General features: G+C 66.0%; 14 protein-coding genes and 3 pseudogenes. 13 read left to right on the forward strand and 4 right to left on the reverse strand.

Annotated features, from left to right (window positions below; translation table 11 throughout):
- Window positions 1-3: 3 nt before the first annotated feature.
- A complete protein-coding gene (gene lolD / locus CBP34_RS14960; RefSeq protein WP_094098498.1) occupies window positions 4-714 on the reverse strand; it encodes a lipoprotein-releasing ABC transporter ATP-binding protein LolD in 711 nt (236 codons plus the stop codon).
- A 16-nt stretch (window positions 715-730) separates the two neighbouring features.
- Window positions 731-1,984 carry a lipoprotein-releasing ABC transporter permease subunit gene (locus CBP34_RS14965; RefSeq protein WP_094098499.1) on the reverse strand — a complete coding sequence of 418 codons (1,254 nt, stop codon included), beginning with the start codon at window positions 1,982-1,984 and terminating at the stop codon, window positions 731-733.
- 345 nt (window positions 1,985-2,329) lie between these two features.
- On the opposite strand from CBP34_RS14965, the gene CBP34_RS14975 reads away from it, so the two are divergent.
- Window positions 2,330-3,286, forward strand: coding sequence for a phosphoglycerate mutase (locus CBP34_RS14975; protein ID WP_094098501.1), 957 nt, complete (start codon window positions 2,330-2,332; stop codon window positions 3,284-3,286).
- Window positions 3,283-5,045: pseudogene (gene recJ, locus CBP34_RS14980) on the forward strand (single-stranded-DNA-specific exonuclease RecJ). The gene CBP34_RS14975 and the pseudogene recJ overlap by 4 nt, the downstream one beginning before the upstream one ends.
- 114 nt (window positions 5,046-5,159) lie before the next feature.
- On the opposite strand, the pseudogene CBP34_RS14985 reads toward recJ, so the two are convergent.
- Window positions 5,160-6,927 (reverse strand): annotated as a pseudogene (locus tag CBP34_RS14985) (methyl-accepting chemotaxis protein).
- 161 nt (window positions 6,928-7,088) lie between these two features.
- Between CBP34_RS14985 and CBP34_RS14990 the strand changes: the two are divergent.
- The 9 genes and pseudogenes from CBP34_RS14990 (at window position 7,089) to pstS (ending at window position 17,758) form a co-directional block, all read left to right on the forward strand.
- Window positions 7,089-7,950, forward strand: a pseudogene (locus tag CBP34_RS14990) (3',5'-nucleoside bisphosphate phosphatase).
- Between the two features lie 25 nt (window positions 7,951-7,975).
- Window positions 7,976-8,611 (forward strand): L-threonylcarbamoyladenylate synthase, encoded by a 636-nt coding sequence (locus CBP34_RS14995; protein WP_086913153.1) that lies wholly within the window; start codon window positions 7,976-7,978, stop codon window positions 8,609-8,611.
- Window positions 8,612-8,712: 101 nt separating this feature from the next.
- The gene (locus CBP34_RS15000) at window positions 8,713-9,375 is read left to right on the forward strand and encodes a site-2 protease family protein (RefSeq protein WP_094098502.1); all 663 of its coding nucleotides are present in this window, start codon (window positions 8,713-8,715) and stop codon (window positions 9,373-9,375) included.
- Window positions 9,376-9,408: 33 nt separating this feature from the next.
- Window positions 9,409-10,749: a tryptophan--tRNA ligase gene (locus CBP34_RS15005; RefSeq protein WP_094098503.1), complete on the forward strand. Its 1,341-nt coding sequence runs from the start codon at window positions 9,409-9,411 to the stop codon at window positions 10,747-10,749.
- Between the two features lie 67 nt (window positions 10,750-10,816).
- The gene (locus CBP34_RS15010; RefSeq protein ID WP_094098504.1) at window positions 10,817-11,830 is read left to right on the forward strand and encodes a formylglycine-generating enzyme family protein; all 1,014 of its coding nucleotides are present in this window, start codon (window positions 10,817-10,819) and stop codon (window positions 11,828-11,830) included.
- 101 nt (window positions 11,831-11,931) lie between these two features.
- A complete protein-coding gene (locus CBP34_RS15015) occupies window positions 11,932-12,366 on the forward strand; it encodes an acyl-CoA thioesterase (protein WP_094098505.1) in 435 nt (144 codons plus the stop codon).
- A gap of 153 nt (window positions 12,367-12,519) precedes the next feature.
- Entirely contained in the window at window positions 12,520-14,475 is a 1,956-nt protein-coding gene (locus tag CBP34_RS15020) for a hypothetical protein (RefSeq protein ID WP_094098506.1), read from the forward strand.
- Window positions 14,472-16,100, forward strand: a complete 1,629-nt coding sequence (locus CBP34_RS15025; RefSeq protein ID WP_094098507.1) for a PEP/pyruvate-binding domain-containing protein — start codon at window positions 14,472-14,474, stop codon at window positions 16,098-16,100. Before CBP34_RS15020 ends, CBP34_RS15025 begins: the two co-directional genes overlap by 4 nt.
- A gap of 533 nt (window positions 16,101-16,633) precedes the next feature.
- Complete coding sequence (gene pstS, locus CBP34_RS15030; RefSeq protein WP_236748435.1) at window positions 16,634-17,758, forward strand: phosphate ABC transporter substrate-binding protein PstS; 1,125 nt, start codon at window positions 16,634-16,636, stop codon at window positions 17,756-17,758.
- 45 nt (window positions 17,759-17,803) lie between these two features.
- Here the strand turns inward: pstS and CBP34_RS15035 are convergent, their stop codons facing one another.
- Window positions 17,804-18,502: a GGDEF domain-containing protein gene (locus tag CBP34_RS15035; protein ID WP_157896490.1), complete on the reverse strand. Its 699-nt coding sequence runs from the start codon at window positions 18,500-18,502 to the stop codon at window positions 17,804-17,806.
- 12 nt (window positions 18,503-18,514) lie between these two features.
- On the opposite strand from CBP34_RS15035, the gene istA reads away from it, so the two are divergent.
- Together istA and istB are read left to right on the forward strand one after the other, a co-directional pair.
- The gene (istA, locus tag CBP34_RS15040; protein ID WP_087748263.1) at window positions 18,515-20,059 is read left to right on the forward strand and encodes an IS21 family transposase; all 1,545 of its coding nucleotides are present in this window, start codon (window positions 18,515-18,517) and stop codon (window positions 20,057-20,059) included.
- A complete protein-coding gene (istB, locus tag CBP34_RS15045) occupies window positions 20,049-20,870 on the forward strand; it encodes an IS21-like element helper ATPase IstB (protein WP_087745763.1) in 822 nt (273 codons plus the stop codon). The genes istA and istB overlap by 11 nt, the downstream gene beginning before the upstream one ends.
- The last annotated feature ends 24 nt before the right edge of the window (window positions 20,871-20,894 follow it).

The raw sequence follows: 20,894 nt of genomic DNA on the forward strand, positions 1-20,894 counted from the left end.
CCGTCAATCCCCCAGGCGCCCCGCCACCAGACGCACCACGCGGTCGCAGCGGGCGGCCAGGGATCCGTCGTGCGTCACCATCACAAACGCGGTGCCCTGGTCGCGCGCCAGCTGCAGCATCAGGTCAAACACGCCATCGGCCGTGCTGCGGTCGAGGTTGCCGGTGGGCTCGTCGGCCAGCACACAGGCGGGCCGCGTCACCAGCGCCCGTGCAATGGCTACGCGCTGGCGCTCGCCACCCGACAATTCGGCCGGGCGGTGCATCAGGCGTTCCTTGAGCCCTACCGATGTCAGCACCCGCTCGGCCTCGGCACGGCATTGCGCCAGCGGCAGGCGGCGAATGCGCAGCGGCATGGCCACGTTGTCGAGCGCGCTGAATTCGGGCAGCAGGTGGTGGAACTGGTAGATAAAGCCCAGGTGCTGGTTGCGCAGCTGGCCCTGGCGCTCGGCCGACAGCGCCGACATCTCCTCACCCTTCAGGCGCACCGTGCCCGAGGTAGGCGCATCCAGCCCGCCCAGCAGGTGCAGCAAGGTGCTCTTGCCCGAACCCGAGGCGCCGACAATGGCCAGCGTTTCGCCGGCATGGATCTGCAGATCGACACCGTGCAGCACGGTCACATCCAGGCGGCCTTCGGTGAAGCGCTTGGTCAGGCCCTTGGCCTGTAGCACCACGTCATTTTTCAAGGCATTTTGACCCGGAGCGCTTGTATTCATTGCGCTCATAGCTTCATTACTCATAGCGCAGGGCCTCGGCAGGGTTCACACGGCTGGCGCGCCAGCTGGGGTAGAGCGTGGCCACGAAGGCCAGCACGAGCGAGATGACCGTGATGGGCACGATGTCGCTGCTTTGCGGCTCGCTGGGCATCTTGCTGATGAGGTAGATGTCCTGCGGCAGAAAGCTGGCATTGAGCGCGCGCTCGATGGCGGGCACGATCACGTCGATGTTGCTGGCAATGGCCAGGCCCAGCAGCAGGCCCGACATCGTGCCGATCACGCCCACCATGGCGCCCTGCACCACAAAAATGCCCATGATGCTTTTGGGGCTGGCGCCCAGTGTGCGCAGGATGGCGATGTCGGCGCGCTTGTCGGTCACCGTCATCACCAGCGTGCTCACCAGGTTGAACGCGGCCACGGCCACGATCAGCGTGAGGATGATGAACATCATGCGTTTTTCGAGCTGCACGGCGGCGAACCAGGTGCGGTTCTGTTGCGTCCAGTCGCGGATCAGTAGCCGGTCGCTCAGGCTGCCTGCCAGTTGCCGGGTCACCTCGCGCGCCTGGTGCAGGTCCTTGAGCTTGAGGCGAATGCCCGTGGGGCCTTCGAGGCGGAAGATGCGCTGCGCATCCTCGTGGTGCAGCAGCACCAGCGCCGAGTCGTATTCATAGTGCCCCGAGTCGAACGTGCCCACCACCGTCATCTGCTTGAGGCGCGGCACCACGCCGGCCGGCGTGACCTGCCCGGCGGGCGCGATCAGCGTCACGGCATCGCCCGCGCGCACGCCCAGGGCGCGGGCCAGCTCGCCGCCCAGCACCACGCGGAACTCGCCAGGCACCAGCAGTTTGAGCGTCTGTTCGTTGGTGGCAGCCAGGTCAGTCACCGCGCCTTCGAGCGCCGGGTCGATGCCGCGCACCAGCGTGCCCTTCATGTCCTCGCCACGCGCCAGCAGGGCCTGTGCACCCACAAAGGGCGCGGCGCCGATCACGTTGGGGTTTTGCCGGGCCTCGGCCAGCGTGCGCGCCACATCGGGCAGGGCCGCGCCCTGGGGCGCAAAAATCTCGATGTGCGAGACCACGCTGAGCATGCGATCGCGCACCTCTTTCTGAAAGCCGTTCATCACACTGAGCACGATGATGAGCGCCGCCACCCCCAGCGCAATGCCCAGCATGGACACGCCCGAGATGAACGAGATGAAGCCGTTGCGCCGCGTGGCGCGGCCCGCGCGCGTGTAGCGCCAGCCCAGGGCCAGTTCGTAGGGAATTTGCATGGATAAGGAAAGAAGTGCCCGCACCCAGCGAAATGCTGGCGAGGGCCGGGCAGATTGTGGCATCCCGGACAATAGAGCGAGTGAAACACTTTTACGTACCCACGTTGGGCCTCCAGGCCAGTGATCGCAAGGCGCGGGCCGCCGCCAAGGCTGGGTGCCTTGGCAAGGTCCGCAACGCCGCGAGCGCTGGCCTGGAGGCCCAACCCTTCGGGAAAGCCGGGGAAAGGCCCGGCCACTGCGTTGCAGCCCGCTTGCGGTATCCCAACCGCTGCGCGTCCTGCGCCTTGTTGCCGGGCCTTTCCCCGGTTTTCGTGGGCACGTAAAAGTGTTCCACTCGCTCTAGCCATGTCGGACACCACCCATTTGCTCATTCCCTACGCCGCCAGCGCCTCCGAGGGAAGCCAGCAAGCCCTGCAGGGCCTGGCCCTGCCCCACCTGGACCGGCTGCTGGCCCGGCTCATCCCCCACACGGCGCACACCGATACCGGCGAGGACACCAGCTTCTCCGCCCCGCACGAGCGCGCACAGGCGCAAGCCCTGGGCCTGCCCTTTGAGGATGGCCGCATCCCCTGGGCCGCATGGCACCGCCACCAGCAGGGCCAGCCCACCGGCGGCCAGGCCTGGGCCTTTGTCACGCCCTGCCAGTGGCATGTGAGCACCGACCACATCACCCTGCGCGACCCGGACGGCCTGGCGCTCGACGAAGCCGCATCCCGCGCGCTGCTGGCCATCGTGGCGCCCTGGTTTGCCGAGGACGGCATCACGCTGCACTATGACCAGCCCACCCGCTGGCTGGCCAGCGGCGCGCTGTTTGCAAACCTGACCACCGCGTCGCTGGAGCGCGTGCTGCTGCGCGACGTGCGTGCCTGGATGCCCGATGCAAAACAGGCCCGCACGCTGCACCGCCTGCACAGCGAGATGCAGATGCTGCTCTACACCCACGCCTTCAACGACGAGCGCGCGGCGCGCGGCCTGCCAGTGGTCAACTCGTTCTGGGTGCATGGCACGGGCCCACTGCCCACGCCCGCCCCAGCCCCCACCACCGCGCCCACGGTGCCCACCACGCTGCGCGATGCGGCGCTGCGCGAAGACTGGCGCGCCTGGGCCACGGCCTGGGCCGCGCTGGACGCCGGCCCCGTGGCCGCACTGCTGCGCCAGGCCGAAAGCGGCGCACCTGTGCAACTCACACTGAGTGGCGAGCGCAATGCCCTGGGCTTCCACAGCGCACCGCGCAGCCTGGCACAGCGCATTCAAGGCCTTTTCAGGCCCCAGCGCTTTATCGATCTGCGCAATAAGCTATGAAAATAGTAGCAAGAGACATTCCCCCCGCGCCGCCTGGGCGCTGGAACAGGCCGGCGTGCACCCGCTGCTGGCGCGCTTGTACGCCGCGCGCGGTGTGCGCGCCAAGGACGAACTCGACGACGGCCTGGCCCGCCTGTTGCCACCGAGCGGCTTGAAAGGCATCGACACCGCTGCCCGCCTGCTGGCCGACGCCATGGCGCAAAACAAGCGCCTTTGCATCGTGGCCGACTACGACTGCGATGGCGCCACCGCCTGCGCCGTGGGCGTGCGCGGCCTGCGCCTGCTGGGCGCCACCCACGTGGACTACCTCGTGCCCGACCGCGTGACCGATGGCTATGGCCTCACCGCGTCCATCGCCCGGCGCGTGGCCGAGCGCGGCGCCGATGTGCTGATCACCGTGGACAACGGCATTGCCAGCGTGGAGGGCGTGGCCGAGGCCAAGGCGCTGGGCCTGCAAGTCCTCGTCACCGACCACCACCTGCCCGGCCCCGAGTTGCCCGCCGCCGACGCCATCGTCAACCCCAACCAGCCCGGCTGCGCATTCGAGAGCAAGTCCATGGCCGGGGTCGGCGTGATGTTCTACGTGCTGCTGGCGCTGCGCGCCGAGCTGCGGGCACGGGGCGTTTTTGACGCAGCCACCCAACCCAAGCTCGACCCGCTGCTCACGCTGGTCGCTCTGGGCACCGTGGCCGACGTGGTGAAGCTCGACGCCAACAACCGGCGCCTGGTCGCGCAGGGCCTCAAGCGCATCCGCGCTGGCCAGATGCCCGCCGCCGTGGCCGCACTGTTCACCGCCGCCGGCCGCAAGGCGCCCGTGGCCACCACGTTCGACTTCGGCTTCGCTTTGGGTCCGCGCATCAATGCCGCGGGGCGCCTGGCCGACATGACGCTGGGCATCGAGTGCCTGCTGACCGACGACGCGGCCCGCGCGGCCGAGCTGGCAGGCACGCTGGACGGCATCAACCGAGAGCGCCGCGAGATCGAGGGCGGCATGCGCGACCAGGCGCTGCTGATGGCCGAAAGCCTGTTCCAGGAAGACGAAGAGCCGCCGCCCGCCATCAGCGTGTTCGACCCCGATTTTCACGAAGGCGTGGTCGGCATCGTGGCCAGCCGCATCAAGGACAAGCTGCACCGCCCCACCTTCGTATTCGCCGCCAGCAGCGCGCCGGGCAAGGCGCACGAGCTCAAGGGCTCGGGCCGTTCCATCCCCGGCTTTCACCTGCGCGACGCGCTGGACCTGGTGGCCAAGCGCCATCCGGGTGTGCTGCTGAAATTCGGCGGCCATGCCATGGCAGCCGGCTGCACGGTGGCCGAGGAAGCGTTTGACGTGTTCGAGCAGGCCCTGGCCCAGGTGGCGCGCGAATGGCTTGATGTGGCCGCGCTCACGCGCCGCATCGAAACCGACGGCCCGCTGGCGCCCGAATACTGCCGCGCCGACATGGTGGACACTCTGCACCGCGAGGTGTGGGGCCAGGGCTTTGCACCGCCCACCTTTAGCGAAGAGGTGCAGGTGCTGAGCCAGCGGCTGGTGGGCGAGGCCAAGAACCACCTGTCCATCAAGCTCATCCACCAGGGCAACCCCATCGATGCCATCTGGTTCGGCCACACCGAGCAGTTGCCCGCGCGCGTGCTGCTGGCCTTTCGGCTGGATGTGAACGAGTGGAAGGGCGAGCGCAAGGTGCAGTTTCTGGTGGAAGGGGCGCAGACGGAGGTGGATAGCAGGCCTGCACTGATCGCTGCCACCAACGGTCAACGCTGAACCGCGCGCACCAAAACAAAAGGCAGCCTGCGCTGCCTTTGGTGCCGAAATTCCAGTCAGATAAGCCTGCAGCGCTTATCCATCAAGCGCTATCAGCTATTAAAACAGGAGTAATCAGAAGCTTTCCCAATCGTCGTCACCACCCGCGGCCACCGCGCGGGCGCGGGCGCCACGGGCTTGGCTGCCGCCGCCTTGGGTGCGGCGGGGGCTGAAGACGCCAGTCGCGCGGCCGGTTTGGCAGCGGGCGCGGAAGCAGCGACCCGCACCGGGGCGGGTGCAGGGCGGCTGACTGCCGCAGCGGGCGCGGGGGGCGGGCCACGGGCGCGTGGGCCAGCACAGCGCCCACATTGAACACCGAGACCACTTCGGCCAGGTGCTGGGCCTGGTCGCGCATGGAGGCAGCGGCGGCGGTGGATTCTTCTACCAGCGCGGCGTTTTGCTGCGTCATCTGGTCCAGGTTCGTGACGGCCTGGTTGACCTGGGCGATGCCGTCGCGCTGCTCGGTGGACGAGGCCGTGATCTCGCCGATCAGGTCGGAGACGCGCTGTACGCTGTTGACGATTTCCTGCATGCTCTGGCCCGCCTGGGCCACCTGGGTGGAGCCCGATTCCACGTTCTCGACCGAGGCGCTAATCAGCGTCTTGATCTCCTTGGCGGCTTCGGCGCTGCGCTGCGCCAGGCTGCGCACCTCGCTGGCCACCACGGCAAAGCCCCGGCCCTGCTCGCCGGCGCGTGCGGCTTCCACGGCGGCGTTCAGCGCCAGGATGTTGGTCTGAAAGGCAATGCCGTCGATCACGCCAATGATGTCGCTGATCTTGCGGCTGCTGTCGGTGATCTGCTGCATGCTGGCCACCACCTGGCCCACCACCTCGCCGCCGCGCGCGGCGGCCTGGGCGGCGGTGCCCGCCAGCTGGTTGGCCTGGCGGGCGGTGTCGGCCGACTGGGTGACGGTGGCCGTCAGCTGCTCCATGCTGGCGGCGGTTTCTTCGAGGTTGGAGGCGGTCTGCTCGGTACGGGCCGACAGGTCGTGGTTGCCGTTGGCGATTTCCACCGACGCCGACGACACCGAGTCCACCCCGGCTCGCACGTCGGTCACCACGCCGCGCAGCCGCGTGGACATGGCCGACAGCGAACGCAGCATGTGGCCAAACTCGTCCTGGCGACTGGATTGCAGCTCGCGCGTGAGGTCGCCCGCAGCAATGGCGTCGATGGCGGCCACCGCCTCGTCCAGCGGCCGGGTGATGGAGCGCACCAGTTGCCACGCCATGGCCAGCCCTACTGCCAGCAGCAGCGCCGACAGCAACAGCCCCGTGATGGCGTATTGCACGCGGCGGTTGAACGCATCGGTGCGGACCTGTTCGCGGCGCTGTTCCAGCGTCTGCACAAAATCGTCCTGTGCCTTCAGGTAGGTGGCGACGAGGGGGGCAAATTCGTTGTCCGCATACTTGCGGGTAGCCTCGGCGTCGCCAGCGCTCTTGACCTCGCGCGTCTTGGCGGTGGCCGCCAGCACGGCCTTGCGCGCTTCGAGCACCTTGTCCAGCGATGCCTTTTCCTGCGGCGCAGTGGCCGAAGCCACGATGCTTTCCTGGATCTTGGTGATGCCGCCGATGATTTCCTTGACGCGTGCGTCATATTGCTGCGCCAGCACGGCGTCGCTGGTCACGGCGCTGCCCATCACCATCGTCACAGTCGTCTCGGTGGCGCCACGCCAGCGCACGGCGGAGACGATGCGCCCTTCGATCTCGACCACCGCATCCATGGCGCTGGTCATGGAGTTGTTGCCGCGGTTCTGCGCCCAACCGGACATGATCAGCATGGCAATCATCAACCCGATGAATGCTCCCCACAACTTGCGCGACACCCGGATGTTGTCCAACTGCATGGCTCTTCCTTCTGAATCCCTGACCGACAAATGAAACCGCAAATGATCGTCTGCAGCATTGAAATGCGTACATTTTGCTACAAATGCCCTGAGCCGCTCCCCCGACCGCCCCAGCAGCGCACGCCCCGGCTCGAAAGGGGACAAACCCGTAGAATGGATCGGTGACCACCTACCTCAACGCCGACCTGCACTCCCACTCCGTGGTATCGGACGGAACCATGGCGCCCGAGGACTTGGCCGCGCGGGCCAAAGCCAACGGCGTGGAGCTGTGGGCCCTGACCGACCACGACGAGATTGGTGGCCAGCACCGCGCCGCCGACGCCGCCCGCGCGCAGGGCATGGCCTACCTCACGGGCACGGAAATCTCCGTCAGTTTTGCCAGCGCCACGGTTCACATCGTGGGCCTGGGGTTCGACCCCGATGACATCCAGCTTGCCCAGGGCCTGGCCGCCACCCGTGGTGGCCGTGGCGGGCGGGCACGCGAAATGGCCGCGCAGCTGGCGCAGGTGGGCATCCACGGCGCCTACGAGGGCGCCCTGCAGTTCGTGGGCAACCCCGAACTGGTTTCGCGCACCCACTTTGCACGCTTTCTGGTCGACACCAAGGTCTGCCGGGACACCTCGGAGGTGTTTCGCAAATACCTCGTCGAAGGCAAGCCCGGCTACGTGCCGCACCGCTGGGCGGCGCTCGGTGATGCGGTGCGCTGGATCACCGAGGCCGGGGCGTGGCGGTGATTGCCCACCCGGCCCGCTACAAGCTCACCGCCAACGAGGAATACGCGCTGTTCTCCGAATTCAAGGCCCATGGCGGCCAGGGCGTGGAAGTGGTCACCGGTAGCCACAGCGCGGCCGAATACATCACCTACGGGGCCATGGCGCAGGAATTCGGCCTGGCCGCCTCGCGCGGCAGCGACTTTCACAGCCCTGACGAATCCCACACCGACCTGGGCGCCCTGCCCCTGCTGCCCGGCACCCTGACCCCGTGTGGGAGCTGCTGGCCGCGCGGGTGCGCCCGGCCGTCTGACAACTACCCGGAGGCATTGGCGGCCATGGCCCAGTATTTCGAAGTCCACCCCGAAAACCCGCAACCAAGGCTGCTCAAGCAGGCGGCGGCCCTGCTGCAAAAAGGCGGCATCGTGGCCGTGCCCACCGATTCGAGCTACGCCCTGGTGTGCCACCTCGATGACAAGGACGCAGTCGATCGCCTGCGCCGCATCCGGCAGGTGGACGACAAGCACCACCTGACCCTGCTGTGCCGCGACCTGTCGGAGCTGGCCAACTACGCGCGGGTTGACAACCGGCAATACCGGTTGCTCAAGCTGGGAACGCCGGGGCCCTACACCTTCATCCTGGAAGCCACCAAAGAGGTGCCGCGCCGCGTGAGCCACCCTTCGCGCAAGACCATCGGCCTGCGCGTTCCCGACCGCAAGGGCCTGCAATTGCTGCTGGAGCTGCATGGCGCGCCGCTGCTGGCCACCACCCTGATTCCGGCCGGCGAGACCGAGCCGCTCAACGATCCGCAAGAAATCCGCGAGCGCTACGAAAAGCTGCTCGACGCCATCGTGGACGCAGGCGCCTGCCCGCTAGAGCCCACCACCGTGATCGACCTTACGCCCATGGGCAACGGCGGCGACCCCGAAGTGCTGCGCGAAGGCCGCGGCAGCGTGCAGGCCCTGGGGCTTTGAGGCCCTATACGACTTCAAGCCAAATCACCCTCCAGTGCTTATCCAGAAAGCGCTGGCAGCTCTCTTTTTTGTAGCAATCTATAGCCTGAGACAATCGACCGGTGGAAAACATCATCCAAACTGTTCTGATCTACGCCCTGCCGGTGCTGTTTGCCATTACCGTGCACGAGGCGGCCCATGGCTATGCGGCGCGCCACTTTGGCGACAACACCGCATTCATGCTGGGGCGCATCACCCTCAACCCCCTCAAGCACATCGACCCGGTTGGCACCATCCTGATGCCGCTGCTGCTGTATTTCGCGACATCGGGCGCCTTCCTGTTCGGTTACGCCAAGCCGGTGCCGGTGAATTTTGGCAACCTGCGCAACCCCAAGCGGCACATGGTGTGGGTGGCGCTGGCGGGGCCGGCCTCCAATTTCATCCAGGCCGTGCTGTGGGCGATTTTGCTGGTGGCCCTGGTGGGCTCTGGCGTGGACGAGCGCTTCTTCATCGAAATGGCGCGTGCCGGGGTGCTGGTCAACCTGGTGATGTGGGCGTTCAACCTGTTTCCGCTGCCGCCACTCGATGGCGGGCGCATTCTGGTGGGCCTGTTGCCCTGGAAGCAGGCGCACATGGTGTCACGCATCGAACCCTGGGGCTTCTTCATCGTGATGGGGCTGGTGATTGCCGGCGTGGTGGGCACGCTGTGGCTGCGCCCGCTGATGGGCCTGGGTTATGCGGCCATCAACCTGCTGCTGACGCCCCTGACCGCGCTCTTGCGCTAACAGTTTTTCTCTCTTTCTGCGGTTTTCGTTTCCATGAGCACTACGCGTTTTCTCACCGGCATCACCACCACGGGCACACCCCACCTGGGCAACTTCGTGGGCTCCATCCGGCCCTCGGTGGCGGCCAGCCTGCGCCCCGGCGTGCAGAGCTTTTACTTTCTGGCCGACTACCACGCGCTCATCAAGTGCGAAGACCCGGCGCGCATCCAGCGTTCCACGCTGGAGATCGCCGCCAGCTGGCTGGCTGCGGGGCTGGACCCAGAGCGCGTCACGTTCTACCGCCAGTCCGACATCCCCGAGACCACCGAGCTGACCTGGCTGCTGACCTGCGTGACGGGCAAGGGCCTGCTCAACCGCGCCCACGCCTACAAAGCCGCGCAGGACAAGAATGCCGCCGCCGGCCGCGAGCCCGACGACGGCGTGACCGCCGGCCTGTTCATGTACCCCGTGCTCATGGGTGCCGACATCCTCATCTTCAACGCCCACAAGGTGCCCGTGGGCCGCGACCAGATCCAGCACATCGAGATGGCGCGCGACATGGCGGCCAGCTTCAACCACCTGTACGGCGAGCATTTCACGCTGCCCGAGGCGGCCATCGACGAGCATGTGGCCACGCTGCCGGGGCTCGATGGTCGCAAGATGAGCAAGAGCTACGACAACACGATTCCGCTGTTCAGCTCGCGCGAGCAGCTCAAAAAGCTGATTGGCGGCATCCTGACCGACTCGCGCGCCCCTGGTGAGCCCAAGGAGGTCGAGGGCTCGGCCCTGTTCCAGATTTATCAGGCCTTTGCCACGCCCCAAGAGACCGAGGCGTTGCGCAAGCAATACGCCGAGGGCATTGCCTGGGGTGATGCCAAGCAACTGCTGTTCGAGCGCATCGACCGCGACGTGGCGCCCATGCGCGAGCGCTATGACGACCTGATGGCCCACCCCGAAAAGATTGAACAGACCCTGCTGGCGGGCGCCGAGCGCGCGCGCCAGATTGCCACGCCGTTTGTGCGCTCGCTGCGCTCTGCCGTGGGCCTGCGCAGCCTGGCCCAGGCCAGCGCAGCCCCCAAGGCCAGCGCAGCCCCCAAGGCCAGCGCAGCCCCCAAGGCCAGCAAAGCAGTCAAGGCCGCCCTGCCTAGCTTCAAGCAATACCGCGAAGCCGATGGCCAGTTCTATTTCAAGTTCGTGGCCGCCGACGGCCGCCTGCTGCTGCAAAGCACGGGCTTTGCCGCACCCAAGGATGCAGGCCAGGCCATTGCCCGCCTGCAACAGCAGGGCGAAAGCGCCCTCGCCGCCCTGGCTGGCCAGCTGGCGCCCGTGGAAGGCGTGCCACCTCAGGACGTGACCGCCGCCCTGCAGCAACTGGCCGAGGCCACCAACGCCTGACGGGTTGCATCGGGCGCTATTTATTTAATAGCTATTAGCGCTTTACACATAAGCGCTGGAGGCCAAAATGACCCATGGTTTTGCCCTCATCCTGCTCGGTGCACTGGCGCCCCTGGCCTCCACGCTGGCGGCGCCTCCCGAGGCAAGCGGCCCCACGGTCTGGACCAACACACTGGGCATGGCCTTCGTGAAGGTGCCGGCAGGCAGCTTCTGGATGGGCAGTGCCGAATCCCCCGAGGCACTGGCCCAGGCCTTCCCCCTGCTGGAGCGGCAACGCTTCACCCTGCTCACCGACGAAGCCCCGGTGCACCGCGTGCGCATTCGTCGCGCTTTTTATCTGGGACAGCATGAAGTCACCGTGGGGCAGTTTCGCCGGTTCATCGAAGCCTCGGGCTACCGGCCCGAGTCAGAGGCCGACGGCACCGGCGGCTATGGCTACAACCCCGACTACGAACCGGCCACCACGGCGCGCGGCGATGCCTTTGAAGGCCGCAACCCACGCTACTCCTGGCGCAACCCCGGCTTTGCGCAGGGCGACGACCACCCCGTGGTCAACGTCACCTGGAACGACGCCCGGGCGCTGGCCGCCTGGCTCAGCCGCACCGAAGGCCAGCGCTACCGCCTGCCCACCGAGGCCGAGTGGGAATATGCCTGCCGCGCGGGCACCCGCACCCGCTACCCGCATGGCGATGCGCCCGCCGGGCTGGAACAGGAAGCCAATGTGTTCGACCAGGCCGCCGCCCCCTATTGGCCGCGCTGGCAGCAGCATGCCCTGGCCGGCAGCGACGGCCATGCCTTCACGGCGCCCGTGGGCAGCTATGCACCCAACGCCTTCGGGCTGCACGATATGCTGGGCAACGCCTGGGAATGGGTGTCCGACTGGCATGGCGACCGCTACTACGCCCGTTCGCCCAGCACCGACCCGCAAGGCCCTGCCGATGGCAGCGTGCGGGTGCGCCGCGGCGGCTCGTGGCACACCTGGGCGTTTTATGCCCGCTGCAGCTACCGCAACTGGAACAGCCCCACCACGCGCTACACCCTGGTGGGCATGCGGCTGGTGCGCGAGATCGGCACGCGCTGACCGTAGCCCTCCCGGGGGAGAAGACGGTCCCCAGTCACAGCGGCCGGCCGCGCCATACAGCGGACACGTGTGGCCGCACGGCGCAGGCGACAATCGCCTGCATGCCATGGGACTATCCACAACCGTTCACCCAGCCCGCCGTGCCGCAGGCGCAGGACATTGACGGCCTGAACCACACCAACAATGCCGTTTATGTGCAGTGGTGCGAGAAAACCGCCTGGGCGCATTCACGGGCCCTGGGGCTGGACCTGCACGATTACCACCGCCTGGACCGGGCCATGGCCATCCGCCGCAGCGCCTACGACTACCTACTGCCGTCGGTGGTGGGCGATGCGCTCACCCTGGGCACCTGGCTGGTGGACAGCGACGGCAAGTTGACCATGGAACGGCGCTTCCAGCTCATCCGCAACCACGACCAGGCCACCGTCCTGCGGGGGCACTGGGAACTGGTGTGCATCGAACTGGGCAGCGGCAAACCACGGCGCATGCCCGAGGAATTCTGCCGCGCCTACCTGCCCGCCCTGGCCACCCGTTGAAGTGGGCATTGGCCCTGCCAGTGCCAGTGCCAGTGCCAGTGCCAGTGCCAGTGCCAGTGCCAGTGCCAGTGCCAGTGGGGCACTGCAGGGCTGTCATCACCCTGCCATCCGTCCGCGCGTAAATAGCCCCTTGAACTTGCGGAGAATTGACTGATGCTCAAGGAAAAGGCGGTTGCATCCCTGGGGCAGCCCTCGCTGCTGATGCCCGCGTGGATCAAGGCGGCCCTGGCGGCCAATGACCGGCTCAAGCTCTACCTGACCCTGCTGCAATCGGCGGCGCAGCGTGCCTCGGCGCCCGATGGGCCCGTGGGGCGCTGGGAAAAGGACATCGCCCAGAGCAAGAACGGCCTGCAGGACGCCCCCTGGGCCCAGGAGCTGGTGAGCGGCGCCTATTACGACGATGACCTGCTGATCCTGCCCCGCATGGAGAGCCTGCTGGAGGCGCTGGCCAACGACCTGACCACCATGGCCCGCCCGGTGTGCGATACCGGGCAGGACAGTGCCTCGGCGCTGGCCGGGCGCCGCGACCACTGGCTGCAGCAATTGCACGCCCTGGCCGACAACGAAGGCCTGCGCCGTGCCGCCCTGACCGAACTGACCCATGGCGACCGCCAGCGCGGCGACAGCCTGCACCTGCTGGTGATGGACCTGCACAAGCAGATCAACGCCTTGTCGAGCGAACTGGCCACCGAAGATATCGATGGCGCCCACGCCTGGCAGGTGCACGACGACGACCGGCCGCTGATCCAGGCCTTCATGCGCGGCCTGCACCGCACCGCACCCCTGAAGTTTTCGCACCCCGGGCTGGACACCGCCGTCACGCGCGACGACAAGCGGCTGCTGATCCAGAACGACATCGGCACCAACGACGTCCATGTGCTGGTGATCGAGGTGCAGGACAGCACCATCTCGCTGACCTATTCCGACCTGCACCCGGGGCGCTTCGGCTTTTTCCGGCAGATGCTCGAAGACATGGGATTTGCCTGGAAGGTGTTCGACCCCAGGGTCTCTGAAGGGCTCAATGCCGGCAAGCCCTACATGGTGGGCCAGGCGCGGCTGGAGGCGCAGAGCAAGGCCGCGCTGCAAACCGGCCTGGAGAACATCGCCTCGCGCATCGTCTTCGTGATCGACTGGAACCGGGCCCGCAAGCGCCTGCAGCATTTCGTGAGCAAGGCCCGGGCCATCGAACTGCTCACGCGGGCCGCGCGCAACAACTGGGGGCACATGGCCTGGCTCTTGGCGGGGGCCGAGCGCCTGGTCTACAACGCCATGCAGGCTGTGGACAGCGAGGCCTTCCATGTGGGCGACCGGCTCGACGACGTGCTGGGCGAGGCGGCTGCCAGCGCGTACCTGCTGGAGCTGCTGCGCATCTCCAGCGTGCTGCTGCGCCAGCAGCAACCCCTGTCGCTGGTGGCCGACGAAGCGCGCCTGCTGCTAGCCCGCGTGCTGCGCCAGCGCACCTTCGAATTCGACCTGCTGGCCGAACACGCCGCCTTCACCCACGCCCTGGCCGAGGGCCTGTGCGATGCCCTGGAGAACCCCGGCGACGCCGCCCAGACCCAGGCCCAGGTGCTGCGCGCCAAGAACTGGGAGCGCCAGGCCGACCACCTGCTCATGGATGCGCGCCAGCGGGCCGAGCGCCGGCCCCGCTGGCAACCGGTCGTTGACTGCCTGGCCAAAGCCGACGACGTGGCCGATGCGCTGGAAGAAGCCACCTTCATGCACTCGCTCACGCTGATCCATCCAGCGCCCGGCTTGCCCGCTGAAGTGCGCGCAGCGCTGTGCCAGCTGGCAGCCACCACCTTGGCCGCCATCCAGGACCAGGTCAAGGCCATCGAGATCGCCCGCCAGGTTAGCCAGCGGGCCGATGGCCCCGACAGCGAACTGTTCCTGCAGACCCTGTGGCGCATGCTGCGCGCCGAGCGCCAGTGCGACGAACTGTTTCGCCAGGCACGCGCCACCATGGTCAAAAACCTGCGCGACGCCCCGGTGGACCTGATGCTGGCCAACGACCTGGCCGCCACGCTGGAAAAAGCCACCGACAACCTGCTGCGGGTTGGCTATGCATTGCGCCAGATGGTTCTCAACAAAACGGGGATGTCGGCATGAAATCCAGCACCACCCTACCCAAGCACCTGTACCTCATCCGCACGCCGGCCAGCCAGAACCTGCACAAGCCCTCGCGGGAAACCATGGGCTCCAAGGGCTACAACCTGCACCGCATGACGCAGGCCGGGCTGAATGTTCCCATCGCGCTGGTCATTGGAACGCACTACACCCACGCCCCGCAGGATTGCTTTCTGCCGGTATTTTCCGTGGGCCTGCATGCGCTGGAAGAAAGCACCGGCCTGCTGTTTGGCGACGAGCGCAACCCGCTGATCCTGTCGGTGCGCTCGGGCGCCCCGGTGTCGATGCCGGGCATGCTCGAAACGCTGCTCAACATCGGCCTGAACGACCACACCCTGCCCGGCCTGGTGCGCCAGACCGGCAATCCCCGCATGGCCTGGGATGCCTACCGGCGCCTGGTGGCCAGCTACGGCGAGGTGGTCGAAGGGCTGCCTGCCGCGCTTTTCGAAGCCGAGATCGACCGCCTCACCCAGGGCCAGGACGAGCGGCTGCTCGACTTCAGCCAGCTGCGCCAGCTCACGCGCAGCTTTCTGGCCCTTTATGAAACCCATGCCGGCCGGCCCTTTCCGCAGGACGCGCGCGCGCAGCTCTCGGGCGCCATCGAGGCGGTGTTTGCCTCGTGGAACGCCGACAAGGCGGTGGAATACCGGCGCATCAACCAGATCGACCAAGGCATGGGCACCGCCGTCATCCTGCAGCGCATGGTGTTCGGCAACACCGGCGGGCATTCAGGCGCTGGCGTGGGCTTCACGCGCGACCCCAGCACCGGCGAAAACCGCCTGTGGGTGGATTTTCTGGCCAATGCGCAGGGCGAAGACGTGGTCTCGGGCCGGCGCAATGCCCACGGCCATGCCACACTGGCGGCGGTGGCGCCCGACGCCTGGCAGCAGCTGCAGGCTTCGGCCCAGGCGCTGGAGCAGCATTTCAAGGACATGCAGGATTTCGAATTCACCGTGCAGGACGGCGTGCTGCACATGCTGCAAACACGCGATGGCAAGCGCACCCCGCTGGCCGCCGCGCGCATTGCCCTGGACCTGCTGGAAGAAGGGCTGATCGACAGCGCCGAGGCCCTGGTGTGCACCCAAGCCATCCAGGAGGACGACCTGGGCACCGTGCGCATGGTCGCCGGCGACGACCCCGACAACGCCCCCGCCCCGCTGGCCCTGGCCAACCCGGCCTGCTCTGGCGTGGTATCGGGGGCTATTGCGCTGGATGCGCAGGCAGTCGAACGCCTCGTGCAGCAGGGCCGGCCGGCCATCCTGGTGCGCCAGGACGCCGAAACCAGCGACATTGCCGCCATGCAAGGAGCGCAAGGCCTGCTCACCCAGCGCGGCGCCCGCACATCGCATGCCGCCGTAGTGGCTCGGCAGATGGGCAAGACCTGCCTGGTGGGCTGCACGGCTCTGCACATCAACGAGGCAGCGCGCACCCTGCAAATCGGCACCGAGACCCTGAATGAGAACGACCTGATCACCCTGGACGGCAACGACGGTGCCATCTACGCAGGTCAGGCCACCAGCGCGCTGGTGCCCGACACCGCGCTGCGCGCGCGGCTGGAAGGACTGCGCAGCCAGCACCCAGCCAAGAAAGCGCGCCACCATAAATAGCCACGGATCGCCATCGCCTGGCTTCCTTGGGCATCGACAACGGACATCGGCCCCGGTGATGGATGCTTTCTGCCGAATTCACGGCCGCCTGACCGGTTCAAACAGATTCGCAGCCCGACGCCGGTTGCAGCGCATTGCCAGGCGGCAATGATCAGGCGCGCCCCGGCCTGGGAACCATGGCCCTGATTTCCACTTCAGGCAGCTGGCAGCGCCACGCGCGCCCTGGAAAAGCCCCAAGCGGCAGATCCACAGCCCCACCACGGCAGCTCCCGTATGCAAGGGCCTGCCCAAGCAGCATCACCGGCCATGGCAGGCGATCACCTTGCCGCGCTGCGCGCCCCAATGGCCCCCCCCCGCAGCCGTGCTGGTTTCCCCGACTCTCCGGTGGGAAAAGCGTCTCTGTTACGATTCGTTTCCTAGCCCTTTGCATGGCCAGAAACTTCAAAACCCATTGAATACCAAGATGGTATTCCAATGCGCAAGGTGCCCTTGTCCGTGCACTGAAAAACTTCACCCTCCATAACAGCAAATTATTGGCTGGTTGGTATTTCCATTTATTAATATTATCCCCAGAGATAAAAACAACCGTCATGAATCGCATTGTTTTCGCATTGGTTTTTGTTTTCTCCACGTTTGGCCCAGTGGGTGCCATGGCCCAAAGCATTACGGGCGCAGGCTCTTCCGCAGCCGCTCCCATCTACCGCAGCTGGGCCAAGGCGTACGCCCGCGCCACCGGCGCAACGGTGGAATACGATCCCGTGGGATCATCGGGCGGCATCAAAAAGATTCGCCAAAACGAGGTGGGATTCGGCGCATCGGATGTGGCGCCATCCTCCAAGGACCTTACCGAAGGCGGCTTGGTCAACTTTCCGGTAGCCATCACTGGAATATCGCCCGTATTCAATGTGGCCAAAGTATCAGATGGTCAACTGCGCTTGTCGGGCGAATTATTGAGCCGCATCTACATGGGCGAAATCATTCGCTGGAATGCACCAGAAATCACCGCCCTCAATCCTGGCGTCGCACTGCCCGATGAGGCAATCAAGGTCATCGTGCGCTCGGACGGTTCGGGCACCACCTACAACTTCACCGATTATCTCAGCAAGGTTTCTTCCAAATGGAAAACCACGTATGGCGCCAAAACAAGCATCAAATGGGCTGACGGTTTTATCGGTGCCAAGGGCAGTGACGGTGTCGCCAAGGCGCTGAAGGACACTCCGGGCTCCATCGCCTATATTGACCATGGCTATGTGAAGGAATATGGCCTTGCCAGCGCCCAGATGAAGAATGCAGACGGCGAATTCGTCCGCCCATCGGTCAGTGCATTCAGGGCCGCTTTGGTCAACAGCGAATGGGCCACTTCGGGCTCGTTCTCGGAAACACTGACCCAGAAACCCGGAAAGGGCGCCTGGCCCATCACCATGGGTACTTTTGTGATCGTTCCCAAGGTGGCCAACAATCCGGGGCAAACGCTGGCGGCCCTCAAGTTCTTTGCCTGGGCGTTCCTCAATGGCGATACGCTGGTGCAGGAAAACAACTTTGTCCGCCTGCCAGACCGCGTGCAGGCGGCCGCCTTCAAAACCATTACTTCCGTCAAAGACAAGTCGGGTACACCGATTGGCATGGCCCTCATGTCCTCGCTGCTGGGTGGCAAGTAGCACGGCAGCATTGAAACGGCGGTATTGACACCGACGTCCGGTCAATCAAGCCGGTCCGACGGGTGGCCGGTCTGGCGCTTTCGGCGATGCCAGGGCGACCCGATCGCGCCCGCCGTTCTTGGCTTCGTACAACGCATCGTCTGCGAGCGTCAGCAGCGTTTCGGCATCGCTACCATGCAGGGGATAACCGGCCACACCCGCAGAAATGGTGACGCTCAAGCTTAGTCCCGCATGCTCGATGACGGTCGCCGCAATGATTTGCCGGATGGCATCCATCTTTTTTCGTGCTTGTTCCGGCGTCATGCCGGGCAATACGATCAGAAATTCCTCGCCCCCGAATCGACACAAAATATCGCTTTCCCGGGTGTTTTCCTTGAGGATTTCCGAGATTTTCAAGAGCACAACATCGCCGCAGGCGTGGCCATAGTTGTCGTTCACGCGCTTGAAACGGTCAATATCCGCCATGACGAACGTCACCGGATAGCCCGCACGTTTTGCACGCGCAAACTCACGGGGCAACGACTCGTTCAGGAAGCGCCGGTTGTGCAGTTGGGTCAGGGGATCGTGCAAGACCTGGTGATGCAGTTGCGCCTGCAGCTGCACGATTTCCTGGTATTGCTGCTCCAGTTTCTGGTGGTCTGTTGGCGCCGACCGAAAACTGAGCCACTTTTGAGGGTAGTGCCGACCCAAAACTGAGCCAGGTGAACAACTTAATCTGCTGCTTTTTTGTGCAGCAGAGGACAAGGAGTGATCACCATGGACATGATTGGCAGGATCCGGCATTTGTATGCCCGCAAGAACAAATCGGAGCGCGAGATATCGCGCATGACAGGGCTATCGCGCAACACGGTGGCGAAGTGGCTGCACGGCGAGGTGGACGGCCCACCGAGGTACCGCCGCAGCGAACAGCCCAACAAACTGACGGCGTTTCATGACGCGCTCATGCTGGCCTTGAAGGCCGATGCACGGCGGCCCAAACACGAGCGGCGCACGGCCAAGGCGCTGTACGCCGAGATCAGGCAAGCGGGCTACGAAGGGGGTTACACGCGGGTGACCGACTTCATCCGGGCGTGGCGCCAGAGCGAGGGTCAGGGGGCGGCCGTCAATGCCTTCGTGCCGCTGGCCTTCGAGCTGGGAGAGGCTTTCCAGTTCGACTGGAGCGAGGAAGGCATGGTGATCGGCGGCATCTACTACCGGGTGCAGGTCTCGCATATGAAGCTGTGTGCTTCGCGGGCCTTCTGGCTGGTGGCGTACCCCAGCCAGGGTCACGAGATGCTGTTCGATGCCCACACCCGATCGTTCGCCGCGCTGGGCGGCGTGGCACGCCGGGGCATCTACGACAACATGAAGACCGCTGTAGACAAGGTCAAGAAGGGCAAGGGACGCATCGTCAACGAGCGCTTTGCCACCATGTGCGCGCACTACCTCTATGACCCGGACTTCTGCAACGTGGCCAGCGGCTGGGAGAAAGGGGTGGTGGAGAAGAACGTGCAGGACAGCCGCCGACGCATCTGGATCGACGCGGCGCAGATCAAGTTCGGCAGCTTCACCGAACTCAACGCCTGGCTGGGCCAGCGCTGCCGCGCGTTGTGGGACGAGGTACGCCACCCCGAGCACAAGCAGTTCAGCGTGTCGGAGATGCTCGAACACGAGCGGGCGCACCTCATGCCCATGCCGCTGCCCTTCGACGGCTACGTCGAGAAACCCGCGCGGGTTTCCAGCACCTGCCTGGTGTCTGTGGCGCGCAACCGGTATTCGGTGCCGTGCGAACGCGTGGGCCAGATGGTGAGCACGCGGCTGTACCCGGGCCGCGTGGTCATCGTGGCCGATGATGAGGTCATCGCCCGCCACGAACGTCTGAGCAACGCGGGCGAGACCCGGTACGACTGGCAGCACTACATCCCGCTGCTGCAGAGAAAGCCCGGGGCGCTGAGAAACGGAGCGCCCTTTGCGGACATGCCCGAGCCACTGCAGCGGCTGCGCCGCGGGCTATTGCGTAACCCGGGAGGCGACCGGGTGATGGCGCAAGTGCTGGCGATTGTGCTTGGCGCCGGTCTGGACGCGGTGCTGGTGGCCATCGAGCTGGCGCTGGAGAGCGGTGCGCCAGGCAAGGTGAGCGTGGAGCATGTGGTCAACGTGCTGAGCCGGCTCAACGCGCAGCCGGCACCTCCCACGGCGGCCACACGGCTGAAGGTGACAACGCCACCGCTGGCAAACACGGCCCGCTACGACAGCCTTCGGGCCGACACCGCGGACAGTGCCGTGGGCGCCACCACCGAAGGAGCCCGCCATGAAGACTGATGTGCTGGTCGAACTCAAGGCGCTGCGCCTGCACGGCATGGCCGGTGCCTGGGCTGATCTGGTCGAGCAAGGCGGTGGCGATGGCGGCGGCCTGGGCATCGAGACCTCGCGCTGGCTGATCGAGCACCTGCTGCAGGCCGAGGGCACGGACCGGGCGATGCGCTCGATCAGCCACCAGATGCACGCGGCGAAGTTCCCGGTGCACCGGGACATGGCGGGCTTTGACTTCTCGGTCTCGCCGGTGGACCGAAAGCTCGTCACCACGCTGGCCGGCACTGCCTTTACCGACGAGGCGCACAACGTGGTGCTGGTGGGCGGCCCGGGCACGGGCAAGACCCATCTGGCCACTGCCATCGGCGTCTCGGGCATCACCCGCCATGGCAAGCGGGTGCGGTTCTACTCCACGGTCGATCTGGTTAACGCACTGGAGCAGGAGAAGGCGCAGGGCAAGGCCGGTCGCATCGCCACCAGCTTGCTGCGCATGGACCTGATCATCCTGGACGAGCTGGGTTATCTGCCGTTCAGCCAGGCCGGCGGGGCGCTGCTGTTCCACCTGCTGAGCAAGCTGTACGAACACACCAGCGTGATGATCACGACCAACCTGGACTTCGCCGAATGGTCCAGCGTGTTCGGCGACGCGAAGATGACCACCGCGCTGCTGGACCGTCTCACGCACCACTGCCACATCGTGGAGACGGGCAACGAGTCGATCCGGTTCAGCCGCAGCACGGCCGCTGCGAAGAAGCGGATCAAGGCCCGGGAACAGGACCGAAAGAGTGCCTCAACGCAGGCTGAGCCCGACCCATTCTGAGCAGGCACCGCGCAGGGCAAGCCG

It is taken from the genome of Acidovorax carolinensis, assembly GCF_002157145.1.
In the GTDB taxonomy this organism is placed as follows: Bacteria; Pseudomonadota; Gammaproteobacteria; order Burkholderiales; family Burkholderiaceae_C; genus Acidovorax; species Acidovorax carolinensis.

Bases quoted from the DNA above. Each gene is read 5' to 3' on its own strand.
- istB (WP_087745763.1), top strand. From the start codon at position 20,049: ATGAAGACTGATGTGCTGGTCGAACTCAAGGCGCTGCGCCTGCACGGC.
- CBP34_RS14975 (WP_094098501.1), top strand. From the start codon at position 2,330: ATGTCGGACACCACCCATTTGCTCATTCCCTACGCCGCCAGCGCCTCC.
- CBP34_RS14995 (WP_086913153.1), top strand. From the start codon at position 7,976: ATGGCCCAGTATTTCGAAGTCCACCCCGAAAACCCGCAACCAAGGCTG.
- CBP34_RS15005 (WP_094098503.1), top strand. From the start codon at position 9,409: ATGAGCACTACGCGTTTTCTCACCGGCATCACCACCACGGGCACACCC.
- CBP34_RS15010 (WP_094098504.1), top strand. From the start codon at position 10,817: ATGACCCATGGTTTTGCCCTCATCCTGCTCGGTGCACTGGCGCCCCTG.
- CBP34_RS14965 (WP_094098499.1), bottom strand. From the start codon at position 1,984: ATGCAAATTCCCTACGAACTGGCCCTGGGCTGGCGCTACACGCGCGCG.
- lolD (WP_094098498.1), bottom strand. From the start codon at position 714: ATGAATACAAGCGCTCCGGGTCAAAATGCCTTGAAAAATGACGTGGTG.
- CBP34_RS15025 (WP_094098507.1), top strand. From the start codon at position 14,472: ATGAAATCCAGCACCACCCTACCCAAGCACCTGTACCTCATCCGCACG.
- CBP34_RS15020 (WP_094098506.1), top strand. From the start codon at position 12,520: ATGCTCAAGGAAAAGGCGGTTGCATCCCTGGGGCAGCCCTCGCTGCTG.
- istA (WP_087748263.1), top strand. From the start codon at position 18,515: ATGGACATGATTGGCAGGATCCGGCATTTGTATGCCCGCAAGAACAAA.
- CBP34_RS15015 (WP_094098505.1), top strand. From the start codon at position 11,932: ATGCCATGGGACTATCCACAACCGTTCACCCAGCCCGCCGTGCCGCAG.